This is a genomic window from Enterobacter sp. BIDMC92, from assembly GCF_001030225.1.
GTDB classification, from domain to species: Bacteria; Pseudomonadota; Gammaproteobacteria; order Enterobacterales; family Enterobacteriaceae; genus Enterobacter; species Enterobacter sichuanensis.
Window position 1 is genome coordinate 2,734,945 of record NZ_KQ087598.1, and the last position, 14,413, is coordinate 2,749,357.

Genomic DNA, 14,413 nt, shown 5'->3' on the forward strand with positions numbered 1-14,413 from the left:
AGGAAGCAGGCCAGTTAATAGCATTACCCCGTGGTGGGGTTCCCGAGCGGCCAAAGGGAGCAGACTGTAAATCTGCCGTCATCGACTTCGAAGGTTCGAATCCTTCCCCCACCACCATCTCTCAGCATCACCTCAAAATTTGAATTACCCCTGGTGGGGTTCCCGAGCGGCCAAAGGGAGCAGACTGTAAATCTGCCGTCATCGACTTCGAAGGTTCGAATCCTTCCCCCACCACCATCATTTCCATGCGCTGTAAAATCTTCCTTACCTTAACGCTCCACAATTTTTCGATATATGAATCCGTTGTAGGCCGGGTAAGGCGCAGCCGCCACCCGGCGACAGATGGCTATATCGGTGGCAAACGTCGCGTCACCGGCGTGCTTTTCACAATCGACGTATTGCACTGGGCATGCTCCGCCAGCCCGTCCAGCAGCGCATCAAGCTGTTCGATAGACCGCACCACCAGCCGGATAACAAAGCAGTCCTCCCCGGTCACTTTGTCGCTCTCAATACACTCCGGCATTGCCTGAATGTACTTATCCACTTTATGCAACAGCCCCGGCAGTGGCCGTACGCGCACCAGCGCCTGCAGCGTATACCCTAACGCCGCCAGGTTCACCCGCGCGCCATACCCCTGAATCACACCGCGCTCTTCCAGCCTTTTCAGGCGCTCCGCCGTGCTGGGTGACGTCAGCCCGATACGCCCGCTGAGCACCTTCAGGGACATACGCGCATCCTCAACCAGACAGGCTAAGATTTGTCGGTCGATATCATCAAGAAGGCATTCCATCATTTTCACCTAATTTTAAAAAGTCATTTACCTCTTCAACCTTATATCACCCCTGTAAAACACGACAGCCATTTTCGACAATAACGTCATCAATCAGGAGGTGAATGATGCGTGATTTCCATAAAGGCGTCTGGCAAATGAGCCTGGCGATGTTAATTTCCGGCTCAATTGGCGCGTTTGTTTTACTGTCCGGTCTGCCGGTAACGGAAGTGGTGTTCTGGCGCTGCCTGATTGGGGCAGTAGCACTGTTCATTTTTATTCGCATGAGTCGAAAGCCGTTTAGCCCCCTCACCCGCACGACGCTGCTACTGGCGATCCTCGGCGGAGCGGCATTAGTGGTGAACTGGCTGCTGCTCTTCGCCGCCTATGAACGGATCTCAATTGGTCTTTCGACCGTGGTGTATAACACTCAGCCGTTTATGCTGGTATTGATGGGGATGCTTTTCGGCGAGCGTGTCAGCCTGGTGAAATGGGGCTGGCTGGTGCTCGCCTTTGGCGGCGTGGTCATTTTGCTCTCCAGTGAATTGACCAGCGCACATGGCGCCGACTGGCTCGCCGGGATCGGGCTGGCAATGGCCGCTGCCTTCTTCTATGCGGTAACGGCCATGATTGCCCGCAAGCTGCGATCGGTTGCGCCGCAGCACATTGCCTTCATCCAGGTGCTGACGGGCGTCGTCATGCTTCTGCCGTTTGCCCGCATGCCGTCATTGTCCGCCGATTTCCCCTGGCCGATCTTGCTTACGCTGGGCATTGTCCATACCGGCATTATGTATCAACTGCTCTACAGTGCGATTCAGAAGCTGCCGACGCCCATTACCGGCTCGCTGTCGTTTATCTATCCGGTGGTGGCGATCGTTGTTGATAATCTGGTATTTGGACACTCGCTGAACCTGACACAACTGGCAGGCGGCGCGCTGATCCTGTTTGCTGCAGCGGGCAATAACCTGGGCTGGGGCGAAAAAAAACCCCGCGAGTGCGGGGTTGGTATCAAAACGGCAAATTAGCGACGGGCGCGTACAATCTGGTATTTGCGCGTCAGGTATTCCACCGGCGCGCTCCAGATGTGCACCAGGCGAGAGAACGGGAATAACACAAACAGCGTCATCCCCAGCACCAGGTGAACGCGGAAGATAAACGCCACGCCGTCCAGATGTTCAGATGCACCACCGTGGAAAGTCACCACAGACTGCGCCCAGCCCACCAGCTTCATCATTTCACTGCCGTCCATATGCTGCGCCGAGAACGGAATGGTCAGCAGACCCAGCGCGCACTGCACCATCAGCAGGGAGAGGATCAGGATGTCCGCCCCGGTGGTGGTTGCCCGCACGCGGGGGCTGAACAGACGACGTTTCAACAACAGCAGGCCCCCCACCAGGGTCATCACCCCGCAGGCCCCCCCGGCGATCATCGCCATCTTCTGCTTCACCTCAATGGGCAGCCACGCTTCGTACATCCAGTGCGGCGTCAGCATGCCGAGGAAGTGGCCGGCAAAAATGCCCAGAATACCGATGTGGAACAGGTTAGAGGCCACATGCATCCCTTTACGATCCAGCATCTGGCTGGAGCCAGCGCGCCAGGTATACTGGCCGTAGTCATAACGCAGCCAACTTCCCACCAGGAACACGGTGCCCGCGATATACGGGTAGATGTCAAAGAAGAACATATTCAGGAAGTGCATTATTGCTGTCCTCCGTTAGAGATATTCAAATATTGCGGGGCAACGGCACCGGCAAAACGACGCTGGTGAGCAGAGATTTCAGACTCGCCACAGCTCTGGTCAGCAAAGAATTTCACCTGTTCTTCCTCCCAGACGGCATCCAGCGCCTGCGGGGTATCGTCCCGGGCTTCATCGGCGATTTTCTCCGCCACTTTTTCACTGTCGACCGACGCGTTGGCCAGCTTCACCAGCAGGTCGAACAGCACCGCGTAGCGGCTCTCGCGCTGCTGAAGCCGCGCGCCGAGCAGCGCCAGGATCGGCGCGATGTCCTGCAGACCACCCAGCGCCTCCTCTTTCGGCAGCTGCGCCAGATATTCCAGATAGAGCGGCAGATGGTCCGGCAGCTCGCGGCTGTCGAGCTGCAGGCCGTGCTGCTCGTACTGCGCCATCAGGTCGACCATCGCCTGACCGCGGTCGCGCGACTCACCGTGAACATGTTCAAACAGCAGCAGCGAGGTTGCCCGCCCGCGGTCAAACAGTTGGCTGTAGTCCGCCTGCGCATCGAGAAGATCGCGCGCTAACAGGTCGCGGAGGAAAACCCCAAGCCGCTGGGCATCCTCTTTATCCAGGTTTTCGGATGACGCGAGTGCATCAAACAGCTCCTGCTGATGCTGCACCAGCGCAGCATCCGGGTACTCCAGCAGACGCGAAACAATGACGAGATCAATCATGAGTGCGGCTCCGTTTTACTGGTCACATCCATGGCGTCGATGCGGCGGCTGTTGAACAGATTGAATTTGCTGTCTGACCCGTGGCAGCCGTCGCCAAAGGTAAAGCCACAGCCATTTTTCTCCGGGAAGGCTTCGCGGGCCAGTTCTCGGTGGCTGCTCGGCACCACGAAACGATCTTCGTAGTTGGCAATCGCCAGATAGCGGTACATTTCCTGCGCCTGCGCTTCGGTCAGACCGACCTCTTCCAGCGCGCGGGTATCGGTCACGCCGTCCACGGTTTCGGCACGTTTGAAGTGGCGCATCGCCAGCATACGTTTCAGCGCCAGCAGTACCGGCTGGGTATCGCCTGCGGTCAGCAGGTTTGCCAGATACTGAACCGGGATACGCAGGCTTTCCACGTCCGGCAGAATGCCGTTACTGCCCAGCTCGCCCGCATCCGCGGCTGACTGAATCGGCGACAGAGGCGGCACGTACCAGACCATCGGCAGCGTGCGGTATTCAGGGTGCAGCGGCAGGGCCAGCTTCCAGTCCATCGCCATTTTGTACACCGGAGACTGCTGCGCGGCGTCAATCACGCTCTGCGGAATGCCATCCTTCAGCGCCTGCTCAATCACCTTCGGATCGTTCGGGTCGAGGAACACGTCCAGCTGACGCTGATACAGATCTTTCTCGTGCTCGGTGCTGGCAGCGTTTTCAATTGCGTCCGCGTCGTACAGCAGCACGCCGAGGTAGCGGATACGGCCTACGCAGCTCTCGGAGCAAACGGTCGGCATACCGGCTTCAATACGCGGGTAGCAGAAGATGCACTTCTCAGACTTGCCGCTCTTCCAGTTGAAGTAGATTTTTTTGTACGGGCAGCCGGTGATGCACATCCGCCAGCCGCGGCACTTGTCCTGGTCGATAAGGACAATGCCGTCTTCTTCACGCTTGTAGATGGCACCACTCGGGCAGGTCGCCACGCACGCCGGGTTGAGGCAGTGCTCGCACAGGCGCGGCAGATACATCATGAAGGTGTTTTCGAACTGGCCGTACATCGCCTTCTGCATGTTCTCGAAATTCTGGTCTTTGGCGCGTTTTTCGAACTCGCCGCCCAGGATCTCTTCCCAGTTTGGACCGCTGGTAATTTTGTCCATGCGCTGACCGGTGATCAGCGAGCGAGGACGGGCGATAGGCTGGTGTTTGCTTTCCGGCGCGTTGTGCAGGTTCTGGTAGTCGTAGTCAAACGGCTCGTAATAATCCTCAATGCCCGGCAGATGCGGGTTAGCGAAGATTTTTCCCAGAAGCAAAGCGCGGTTACCCATGCGCGGCTGCAGCTTACCGTTGATTTTGCGGATCCAGCCGCCCTTCCACTTCTCCTGGTTTTCCCAGTCGGTCGGGAAGCCGGTGCCCGGCTTACTTTCCACGTTGTTGAACCAGGCATACTCCATACCTTCACGGCTGGTCCAGACGTTTTTACAGGTGACCGAGCAGGTATGACAGCCGATGCATTTATCCAGATTCAGCACCATGCCGACTTGTGAACGAATTTTCATTTTACGCTCTCCTGTACCTGGTCATTACCTTCGCCGTCTAACCAGTTAATATTCTTCATCTTACGTACCACCACGAACTCATCGCGGTTCGAACCTACGGTGCCATAGTAGTTAAAGCCGTAGGCCAGCTGGGCATAGCCACCGATCATATGGGTCGGTTTCGGCGTAATACGGGTCACGGAGTTGTGGATCCCGCCGCGCTGCTCGGTGATTTCTGACCCCGGCAGGTTCACGATACGCTCCTGCGCGTGGTACATCATGGTCATCCCGGCCGGTACGCGCTGGCTCACCACCGCACGCGCCGTCAGGGCACCGTTGCTGTTGAACACTTCGATCCAGTCGTTATCTTCGATACCCAGATCTTTGGCGTCCGTTTCGCTCATCCAGACAATCGGACCACCGCGCGACAGGGTCAGCATCAGCAGGTTGTCGCTGTAGGTGGAGTGGATCCCCCACTTCTGGTGCGGTGTCAGGAAGTTCAGCGCCTTCTCCGGGTTACCGTTCGATTTCGCACCCATTACGGTTTTCACGGAGCGGGTGTCGATTGGCGGACGGTAAACCAGCAGGCTTTCACCGAAGTCGCGCATCCACTGGTGATCCTGATACAGCGACTGACGACCGGAGAGGGTGCGCCATGGGATCAGCTCGTGAACGTTGGTGTAGCCAGCGTTGTAAGAGACATGCTCATCTTCGAGGCCAGACCAGGTCGGGCTGGAGATAATCTTGCGCGGCTGCGCCTGAATATCGCGGAAGCGGATTTTCTCTTCCTCTTTATTCTTCGCCAGGTGCGTAAGGTCGCGACCGGTAAACTCACTCAGCGCCGCCCAGGCTTTCACCGCGACGTGGCCGTTGGTTTCCGGTGCCAGGGTCAGGATCATCTCTGCGGCATCAATCGCCGTGTTAAGGCAGGGCTGGCCTTTCGCCGGGCCGTCCGCTTTGGTGTAGTTAAGCTTACGCAGCAGATCCATTTCGCTCTGGGTGTTCCAGGCAATCCCTTTCCCGCCGTTACCGATTTTCTCCATCAGCGGGCCGATAGAGGTAAAGCGTTCGTACGTTGCCGGGTAATCACGTTCAACCGGAATAATGTGCGGCGCAGTCACGCCCGGGATCAGATCGCACTCGCCTTTTTTCCAGTCCTTCACGTCCAGCGGCTGCGCCAGTTCAGCAGCGGAGTCGTGCTGGATTGGCAGCGTCACCACGTCGGTCTCTTTGCCGAGGTGCCCCACGCAGACCTCAGAGAATTTCTTCGCGATGTCCTTGTAGATATCCCAGTCGCTTTTCGATTCCCACGCCGGGTCAACGGCCGCAGACAGCGGATGAATAAACGGATGCATATCCGAAGTATTCATGTCGTCTTTTTCGTACCAGGTGGCGGTAGGCAGCACGATGTCGGAATACAGGCAGGTGCTGGAGAGACGGAAATCGAGGGTTACCACCAGATCCAGCTTGCCGTCGAGACCGTTGTCTTTCCACTCCACCTCTTCCGGCTTCACGCCGCCCTGCTTGCCGAGATCTTTCCCCTGAATGCCGTTTTCGGTACCCAGCAGGTATTTCAGCATGTACTCGTGGCCTTTACCGGACGAGCCCAGCAGGTTGGAGCGCCAGATAAACAGGTTACGCGGATGGTTTTTCCCGTTTTCCGGCTGTTCTGCCGCGAAACGGATTGAGCCATCCTTCAGTGATTTCACGGTGTAATCCACCGGCGACATCCCCGCCTTCTTCGCCTCTTCCGCGATGCGCAGCGGGTTGGTGCCCAGCTGAGGCGCAGACGGCAGCCAGCCCATGCGCTCAGCTCGTACGTTGAAGTCAATCAGGTGGCCGCTGTAGCGGGATTTATCCGCCATCGGCGACAGCAATTCCTGGGCGGTGACCGTTTCGTAGCGCCACTGGCTGGAGTGGTTATAGAAGTAAGAGGTGCTGTTCATATGGCGTGCAGGACGCTGCCAGTCGAGGGCAAACGCCAGCGGCTGCCAGCCAGTCTGCGGACGCAGTTTTTCCTGGCCTACGTAATGCGCCCAGCCGCCGCCGCTCTGACCGACACAGCCGCAGAAAATCAGCATGTTGATCAGACCACGGTAGTTCATATCCAGGTGATACCAGTGGTTCAGACCCGCACCGACGATGATCATCGAACGGCCATGGGTCTTGTCGGCGTTTTCAGCGAACTCACGGGCGATACGCACGATCTGTGCGCGAGGTACGCCGGTGATCTGTTCCGCCCATGCCGGGGTGTAGGCTTTCACGTCGTCATAGCTGGTCGCACAGTTTTCATCGTTCAGACCACGCTCCAGGCCGTAGTTCGCCATGGTCAGGTCATAAACGGTAGTGACCAGCGCGGTAGAGCCGTCGGCCAGCTGCAGGCGTTTCACCGGCAGCTTATGCATCAGGACGTTTTGCAGCTCAACCTTGTTGAAATGCTCGGAACCTTCGCCGCCGAAGTACGGGAAGCCGACCTCGGCGATCTCGTCCTGGCTACCCAGCATGCTCAGACGCAGTTCCGTCTTTTCGCCCGTCGTGCCGTTACGTTGCTCAAGGTTCCACTTGCCCTTCTCGCCCCAGCGGAAGCCGATAGAGCCGTTTGGCGCCACCAGCTCGCCGTTGCTGTTATACGCGACGGTTTTCCACTCAGGGTTATTTTCCTGGCCCAGAGCATCAACCAGATCGGCGGCGCGCAGGGTGCGGCCCGCGGCGTAGTACCCGTCACGCTCTTCCAGCATCACCAGCATTGGCATGTCGGTGTAGCGGCGGACGTAGTCGGTGAAGTACTGGCTGGGCTTATCCAGGTGGAACTCGCGCAGCATGACGTGGCCCATCGCCATCGCCATCGCGGCATCGGTACCCTGCTTCGGTGCCAGCCACAGGTCGCACAGCTTGGCGATTTCGGCGTAGTCCGGGGTTACCGCCACGCTTTTGGTGCCTTTGTAACGCACTTCGGTAAAGAAGTGCGCATCCGGCGTACGGGTCTGCGGCACGTTAGAGCCCCAGGCGATGATGTAGCTGGAGTTGTACCAGTCCGCGGATTCCGGCACATCGGTCTGCTCGCCCCAGGTCTGCGGAGAGGCTGGCGGCAGGTCGCAGTACCAGTCGTAGAAGCTCAGGCAGGTGCCGCCGATTAAGGAGAGATAGCGCGCCCCGGAGGCATAAGAGACCATCGACATCGCCGGGATCGGCGAGAAGCCCGCCACGCGGTCAGGACCGTAGGTTTTAACGGTGTAGACGTTAGAGGCGGCAATCAGCTCGTTGACCTCTTTCCAGGAAGAACGCACAAAGCCGCCGCGTCCGCGAGCCTGCTTAAAGCTTTTCGCTTTGTCCGCATCTTCAATAATGGAGGCCCAGGCATCAACCGGATCGCTGTGCTGCACTTTCGCTTCACGCCACATTTTCATCAGGCGCTTGCGCATCAGCGGGTATTTGAGGCGGTTCGCGCTGTAGAGATACCAGGAGTAGCTGGCGCCACGCGGGCAGCCGCGCGGTTCGTGGTTTGGCATATCCGGACGGGTGCGCGGATAGTCGGTCTGCTGCATTTCCCAGGTCACCAGACCGTTTTTAACGAATATCTTCCAGCTACATGAGCCAGTGCAGTTCACGCCGTGGGTTGAACGGACGACTTTGTCATGCTGCCAGCGCTGGCGGTAACCGTCTTCCCAGTCCCGGTTGGTATCCAGAACCTGGCCGTGCCCATCGGCAAAAGTTTCGCCCTTCTGTTTGAAGTAGCGAAACCGGTCCAAAAATTTGCTCATCGGGTATCTCCTGTGTGGAGCCTGTGGCTCTCTAAATCGACATTGCTGATTTGCAGCGAAGGTAACGCCCTGAAAGAGGGGGAGAATTGATAACGATCAAGACGACGAGGGACTTTCCGGGGTGGGGTTACGCTAAATACCACCAAAGCGGTATGCTTTGAAATTACACATCTTATTGAAATATATGGTTATTTATTTTTTGCCGTATAAAAAACAAGGCGATCGTTAACATCTCAGGTATTAAGGGGTAGACCCCCCTGTAAGGCGATAGCGATCACAGTGTTACCCGCTGGTTTCCTCTGCTCTTGTTTCAGTATGTTGTAACTAATTATCTGCAAAAAAAACGCGACCCGAAGGCCGCGTAAACGGATAATCACACTTACTTATTTTTCTTAGTATTACGCCCATATACCAGCCACGTGATCACGACGCAGGCGATATAGAAGACAAGGAAAACTTTCATTGCGCCCGCCGGAGAGCCGGTCAGCTCCAGCGAAATACCAAACGCTTTCGGGATAAAGAAGCCGCCAATCGCGCCAATCGCAGAGATAAAGCCCAGAGCCGCCGCCGTATCGGTCGCCGCTTCACGCATGGCCTGCTCTTCGCTTCCCCCCTGCGCCTTCACGCGATCCATGGTCAGCTTACGGAAGATCACGGAGATCATCTGGAAGGTGGACGCGCTCCCCAGCCCGGCCGTCAGGAACAGCACCATAAACACCCCGAAGAAGGCGATGAAGTTACCGCCCAGTCCGTCTGTCGGCAGCGTCAGGAACAGCAGCGCACAGAAGACCGCCATCACGACGAAGTTAACCAGCGTCACGCGTGTCCCGCCGAGACGGTCAGAGATCATGCCGCCAACGGAACGCGCCAGGGCACCAATAAACGGCCCGAAGAAGGCAAAGTGCAGGATCTGAATTTCCGGGAACTGCGTTTTCGACAGCATGGCGAAGCCCGCAGAGAAACCGATGAACGAACCGAAGGTGGCCAGATACAGCAGCGCCATTACCCATAAGTGCCCACGTTTCAGCACCGGCAGCTGTTCGCTCAGCGACGCTTTCGACGCGGACAGGTCATTCATAAAGAACCAGGCTGCAAGGGTGAACACCACCAGGAATGGCACCCAAATCCAGGCCGCATTTTGCAGGTACAGGGATGAACCATCCGCCTGCTCAACGCCACCGCCGCCAAAGGCAGCAAAGATGGAAACCGAAATCGCCAGCGGCGCAATCAGCTGCATCACGCTGACGCCCATATTCCCCAGACCGCCGTTAATGCCCAGCGCACCGCCCTGCTTCGCTTTCGGGAAGAAGAAGCTGATGTTTGCCATACTGGAGGCGAAGTTCGCCCCGGCAAAACCGCACAGCAGAGAGATAATCACGAACACGCTGAACGGCGTGGAGGTATCCTGCACCGCGAAGCCGAGCCAGACGCAAGGAACGATCATGATGCCCGTGCTGAACGCCGTCCAGCGACGACCGCCAAAGACCGGTACCATAAACGCGTAAGGGACACGCAGCAGCGCACCCGACAGCGACGGTAACGCAGTCAACATAAACAGCTGATCGGTCGTAAACGTAAACCCAACTTTCGGCAGGTTGACCGCCACCGCACTAAACAACATCCATACGCAAAACGCTAACAGCAAACACGGAACGGAAATCCACAGATTCCGGCTTGCAACACGATGGCCGCGCTGTTGCCAGAACGCCGGATCCTCTGGACGCCAGTCAGTAATAACGGCACCACTTTCCCTTTCGGGAGCGGATGAGTGACTCATAGACACCTCTGATTCTCGAATGATGCTGCAAACATTAGGGTTTTAAGGCGGCGGTAAGTTGATATAAATCAAAGGAAAAGTGGGAGGATTTGCGGCACAAAAAAAGGGCTTATCCTTAGTGAGTAGGCTAATTCGACAAAAAAGACGTGGTTTTTCACGGCGCTGACGCGTTCCTGCCACCCCCGCGTTCTGCCCCCTACTCCGTTGGCAATTTAGGGGTAATCCTTTATTGGTATGGGTATACTCCAGGGTATGCACCAGAATAGCGCCATTCCTGCAAGCAGGCCACGTCAGGAGCACGCCAACTCTATGTTAAAAAGATGTTTATCTCCGCTGACGCTCGTGAATCAGCTCGCCCTGATTGTTTTGCTGTCCACCGCCATTGGCGTGACCGGCATGGCGATCTCCGGCTGGCTGGTACAGGGAGTACAGGGTAATGCGCATGCCATTAATGAGGCAGGCTCACTACGCATGCAGAGTTATCGCCTGCTGGCATCGGTTCCCCTGACGCAGGCCGATCGGCCCTTAATTGATGAAATGGAGCGCACCGCGTTCAGCCCCGAGCTGGAAAATGCCGCCATTCGCGCCGGTCAACAATCCCAGCTTAAAGCCCTTCAGGGGTACTGGCACACCCAGCTGCAGCCGGGCCTGAAACAGGCGCACAGTACAGAGGCAGTTGCCCAGGACGTGGCGGGGTTCGTTACACGCATTGACGCGCTGGTCTCCGCGTTCGACCAGACCACCGAACTACGCATCGACCGGGTGGTAATGGTGCACCGGGCAATGGCGCTGTTTATGGGGCTGCTGCTGATCTTCACTATCGTCTGGCTTCGCGCCCGGCTGTTGAATCCCTGGAAACAGCTGCTGGCGATGGCCCGCGCGGTCACCGCGCGCGATTTCACCCAGCGCACGCACATCAGCGGACGCAACGAGATGGCGATGCTCGGCCAGGCGCTCAACACCATGTCGGCAGAGCTTTCCGAGAGCTACGCGGTGCTGGAACAGCGCGTGCAGGAAAAAACGGCGGGCCTTGAGCAGAAAAACGAGATCCTCTCCTTCCTGTGGCAGGCCAACCGCCGCCTGCACATGCAGGTGCCGTTATGCGAACGTCTCTCGCCGGTGCTGAACGGTTTGCAAAATCTGACCCTGCTGCGCGACCTGGAGCTGCGGGTCTACGATGTGGAAGACGAAGAGAACCATCAGGAATTTACCTGTCAGTCGGATATGTCCTGCGATGACAAAGGCTGCCATCTTTGCCCTCGCGGCCTGCCGCCGCTGACCTCCGGCGGCACCACCCTGAAGTGGCGTCTGACGGACAGCCACACCCAGTACGGCATTCTGCTGGCCACCCTGCCAACCGGACGCCACCTGAGCCACGACCAGCAGCAGCTGGTGGATACGCTGGTTGAACAGTTAACAGCCACGCTGGCGCTCGACAGGCATCAGGAAAAACAGCAGCAGCTGATCGTCATGGAAGAGCGCGCGACCATCGCCCGCGAACTGCACGACTCCATCGCCCAGTCGCTCTCCTGTATGAAAATGCAGGTCAGCTGTCTGCAGATGCAGGATGCTGAGATGCCGGAAAGCAACAAGCAGCTGCTGAGCCAGATCCGCAACGAGCTGAATACCTCCTGGATCCAGCTTCGCGAGCTGCTGACCACCTTTCGTCTGCAGCTGACCGAGCCGGGCCTGCGCCCGGCGCTGGAAGCCAGCTGTCACGAATTTAGCGCCCGGCTGGGGTTCCAGGTGAAGCTGGATTACCAGCTGCCGCCGCGGTTTGTCCCCTCCCATCAGGCCATCCATTTACTGCAGATCGCCCGCGAAGCGCTGAGCAACGTGCTTAAGCATGCCGGCGCGACGGCGGTAACGGTCACCGTCAGCCAGCACAGCAATCAGGTGAAACTGACGGTTCACGACAACGGCCGCGGCGTGCCGGAAAATGCCGAACGCACGAATCACTATGGTTTAATTATTATGCGAGACCGCGCCCAAAGCCTGCGCGGTGATTGCCAGGTTCGCCGGAGAGAGACGGGTGGCACGGAAGTTGTCGTCACCTTTATTCCCGAGAAACCGCTCACAATTGCTCAAGGAGATACCCATGACTAATCAGGAACCGGCATCCATCCTGCTGATCGACGACCATCCGATGCTGCGTACTGGCGTGAAACAGCTGGTCAGCATGGCACCCGATATCACCGTGGTCGGCGAAGCCAGCAACGGCGAACAGGGCATTGAGCTTGCCGAATCCCTCGATCCCGATCTGATCCTGCTCGATCTGAATATGCCGGGCATGAACGGTCTGGAAACCCTCGACAAGCTGCGGGAAAAATCGCTCTCCGGGCGCATCGTCGTCTTTAGCGTGTCGAACCACGAAGAGGATGTGGTCACGGCGCTCAAGCGCGGGGCGGATGGCTATCTGCTGAAAGATATGGAGCCGGAAGATCTGCTTAAGGCACTGCAGCAGGCGGCGGCGGGCGAGATGGTGCTCAGCGAAGCCTTAACGCCGGTCCTCGCCGCCAGCCTGCGGGCAAACCGCGCCACCTCTGACCGTGACGTCAGCCAGTTAACCCCGCGCGAGCGCGATATTCTCAAGCTCATTGCCCAGGGGCTGCCGAACAAAATGATCGCCCGTCGCCTGGATATCACCGAAAGCACGGTCAAAGTGCACGTGAAACATATGCTGAAGAAAATGAAGTTAAAATCGCGCGTGGAAGCCGCGGTATGGGTTCACCAGGAACGCATTTTTTAAGGGTTATTCATCCGGCAGCAGCTTCCAGCGCGGGTCGTCGTCAGGTAACGCGACCAGCGGCTGCACCACGGTCAGCGTGATTTCATTCGATGAGACGCGCTGGCCTTTCTCATCTTCCACCACCGCCGACAGGTGCCAGCGGTTTGACGCCCCTTCCCGGTCATCCCAGGCGGGCATGATCACGCTCCAGCCGTCGCTGCTGTTGCTTTTAGCCGGCGATGTCAGACTCAACGCCTGCGTATCCCCCTGCCAGTGGATCTGGCGAATGCCGTGCGTGCTGCGAACCTGCAGCTTCAGCATGACGGTTTCGCCCCCTTTCAAATCCCACGGCGGCGTTGCCAGCCAGACGGACAGCGTTTTGCGCTGACGGAACTCTATCACCGGCAGGCTGTTGCGCTCCGGTGAATCATAGCGGCTTCCGCGCAGGGAGCGCGTGGCGGCGACTTCACTGGCTGAAAGCTGTTTGGCCAGCGGTACGCCAAAGCGGTAGTTGAGCTTCAGCCCGAGGTTATTCTGGCTCTCGCCACTCTCGCCCTGCTTATGCGCGGCAGTCAACGTCACCAGCGGAACGGGGGTATAGTTAAGTCCCAGGTTGACTGCCACCGGGTTGTGATAGCCGGTGCCGCTATTTAACAGGTCGACATTGTCACCAAAATATTGCTCAACGCTGAGACTGGTATTCAGGTGATGGAACCACGGCAGCCAGGCGTTGGCCGTCACGTCATATCCGCGCGCCATGCGCTGCTCCTGAATGTCCGAGCGCTCACGCCAGCTGGCAAAGGGCTGATAATAGTTCGCCGACAGGTGCAGATTTTCCCCCCACACTTCCGCGCCCAGCCCGGCACGCTGCAGGTTTTCATCCAGCAGATTATCGTAAAAGGTGTTATAGCCCAGCAGCCATTTCCCGGCGATCCAGCGCTGCCCGATGCCGGCGTTACTGACCAGACCATCCGTCTGCTGCGTCAGGCCTAGCTGGCTCCAGCTCAGGTAGCGGTTGTTATCGTTCCAGGGGATAAACCAGCTCCCGCTGCTGCCGTTGAATTTGCCCTCGTTATCCACCAGCACGTTCACACTGGCGTTCCCCCAGGGCGAGAGCCAGGACTCGATCTGCTGGTTCACCTCGCCGCTCACCGCGTCGCGCACCTGACCAAAGGCAAACTGACGCGCCTGCTCGCCGGTTGTCAGGCCGTTGTCGGTCATACTGGCTTCGCCAAAGGCTTTCGCCATTTCGGCCAGGTGTTTTTCCCCCTCTCCTGTGGGCGTCGCCATGCCGAGGTCGGGCAAACTGTCCCCGTTATTATCAAAGGGATTCAGAGCCTGATGCATAAAGGAATTCGGCGCACCGTGAACGGCTCCGGCCGTAAGAAAGGAGAGTAAAAACAGCAAACGAATGCGGGACGATACAGCCATCAACGTCGTAAATAAGGACCTGTGTTC

Annotated in this window: 10 protein-coding genes and 2 tRNA genes; 5 read left to right on the plus strand and 7 right to left on the minus strand. The window is 57.8% G+C overall.

Features of this window, described 5'->3' with window-relative positions:
* Positions 1-32: 32 nt before the first annotated feature.
* Positions 33-117, plus strand: a tRNA-Tyr gene (locus tag SP99_RS12815).
* 35 nt (positions 118-152) lie between these two features.
* Positions 153-237: transfer RNA gene (locus SP99_RS12820), tRNA-Tyr, on the plus strand.
* Between the two features lie 109 nt (positions 238-346).
* Here the strand turns inward: SP99_RS12820 and SP99_RS12825 are convergent.
* Complete coding sequence (locus SP99_RS12825) at positions 347-790, minus strand: Lrp/AsnC family transcriptional regulator (protein ID WP_047959819.1); 444 nt, start codon at positions 788-790, stop codon at positions 347-349.
* 107 nt (positions 791-897) lie between these two features.
* Here SP99_RS12825 and SP99_RS12830 point away from each other — a divergent pair, with 107 nt between their 5' ends.
* The gene (locus tag SP99_RS12830) at positions 898-1,794 is read left to right on the plus strand and encodes a DMT family transporter (RefSeq protein WP_047958842.1); all 897 of its coding nucleotides are present in this window, start codon (positions 898-900) and stop codon (positions 1,792-1,794) included.
* On the opposite strand, the gene narI is transcribed toward SP99_RS12830, so the two are convergent.
* From narI to SP99_RS12855, 5 genes are all read right to left on the minus strand, one after another.
* Positions 1,791-2,468 carry a respiratory nitrate reductase subunit gamma gene (narI, locus tag SP99_RS12835; protein WP_045286274.1) on the minus strand — a complete coding sequence of 226 codons (678 nt, stop codon included), beginning with the start codon at positions 2,466-2,468 and terminating at the stop codon, positions 1,791-1,793. The two genes, SP99_RS12830 and narI, sit on opposite strands and share 4 nt — an antisense overlap.
* The gene (gene narJ, locus SP99_RS12840; RefSeq protein ID WP_047958843.1) at positions 2,468-3,178 is read right to left on the minus strand and encodes a nitrate reductase molybdenum cofactor assembly chaperone; all 711 of its coding nucleotides are present in this window, start codon (positions 3,176-3,178) and stop codon (positions 2,468-2,470) included. The genes narI and narJ overlap by 1 nt, the downstream gene beginning before the upstream one ends.
* Positions 3,175-4,710 (minus strand): nitrate reductase subunit beta, encoded by a 1,536-nt coding sequence (gene narH, locus SP99_RS12845; RefSeq protein WP_025756543.1) that lies wholly within the window; start codon positions 4,708-4,710, stop codon positions 3,175-3,177. Before narH ends, narJ begins: the two co-directional genes overlap by 4 nt.
* Complete coding sequence (locus SP99_RS12850; RefSeq protein WP_047958844.1) at positions 4,707-8,450, minus strand: nitrate reductase subunit alpha; 3,744 nt, start codon at positions 8,448-8,450, stop codon at positions 4,707-4,709. Before SP99_RS12850 ends, narH begins: the two co-directional genes overlap by 4 nt.
* Before the next feature lie 379 nt (positions 8,451-8,829).
* Positions 8,830-10,227 (minus strand): NarK family nitrate/nitrite MFS transporter, encoded by a 1,398-nt coding sequence (locus SP99_RS12855; protein ID WP_047958845.1) that lies wholly within the window; start codon positions 10,225-10,227, stop codon positions 8,830-8,832.
* Positions 10,228-10,536: 309 nt separating this feature from the next.
* Here SP99_RS12855 and narX point away from each other — a divergent pair, with 309 nt between their 5' ends.
* Together narX and narL are read left to right on the plus strand one after the other, a co-directional pair.
* Positions 10,537-12,333: a nitrate/nitrite two-component system sensor histidine kinase NarX gene (gene narX / locus SP99_RS12860; RefSeq protein WP_047958846.1), complete on the plus strand. Its 1,797-nt coding sequence runs from the start codon at positions 10,537-10,539 to the stop codon at positions 12,331-12,333.
* Positions 12,326-12,976: a two-component system response regulator NarL gene (narL, locus tag SP99_RS12865; protein WP_008499531.1), complete on the plus strand. Its 651-nt coding sequence runs from the start codon at positions 12,326-12,328 to the stop codon at positions 12,974-12,976. Before narX ends, narL begins: the two co-directional genes overlap by 8 nt.
* Before the next feature lie 3 nt (positions 12,977-12,979).
* Here the strand turns inward: narL and SP99_RS12870 are convergent, their stop codons facing one another.
* Positions 12,980-14,386, minus strand: coding sequence for a YchO/YchP family invasin (locus SP99_RS12870; protein WP_047958847.1), 1,407 nt, complete (start codon positions 14,384-14,386; stop codon positions 12,980-12,982).
* Between the last annotated feature and the right edge of the window lie 27 nt (positions 14,387-14,413).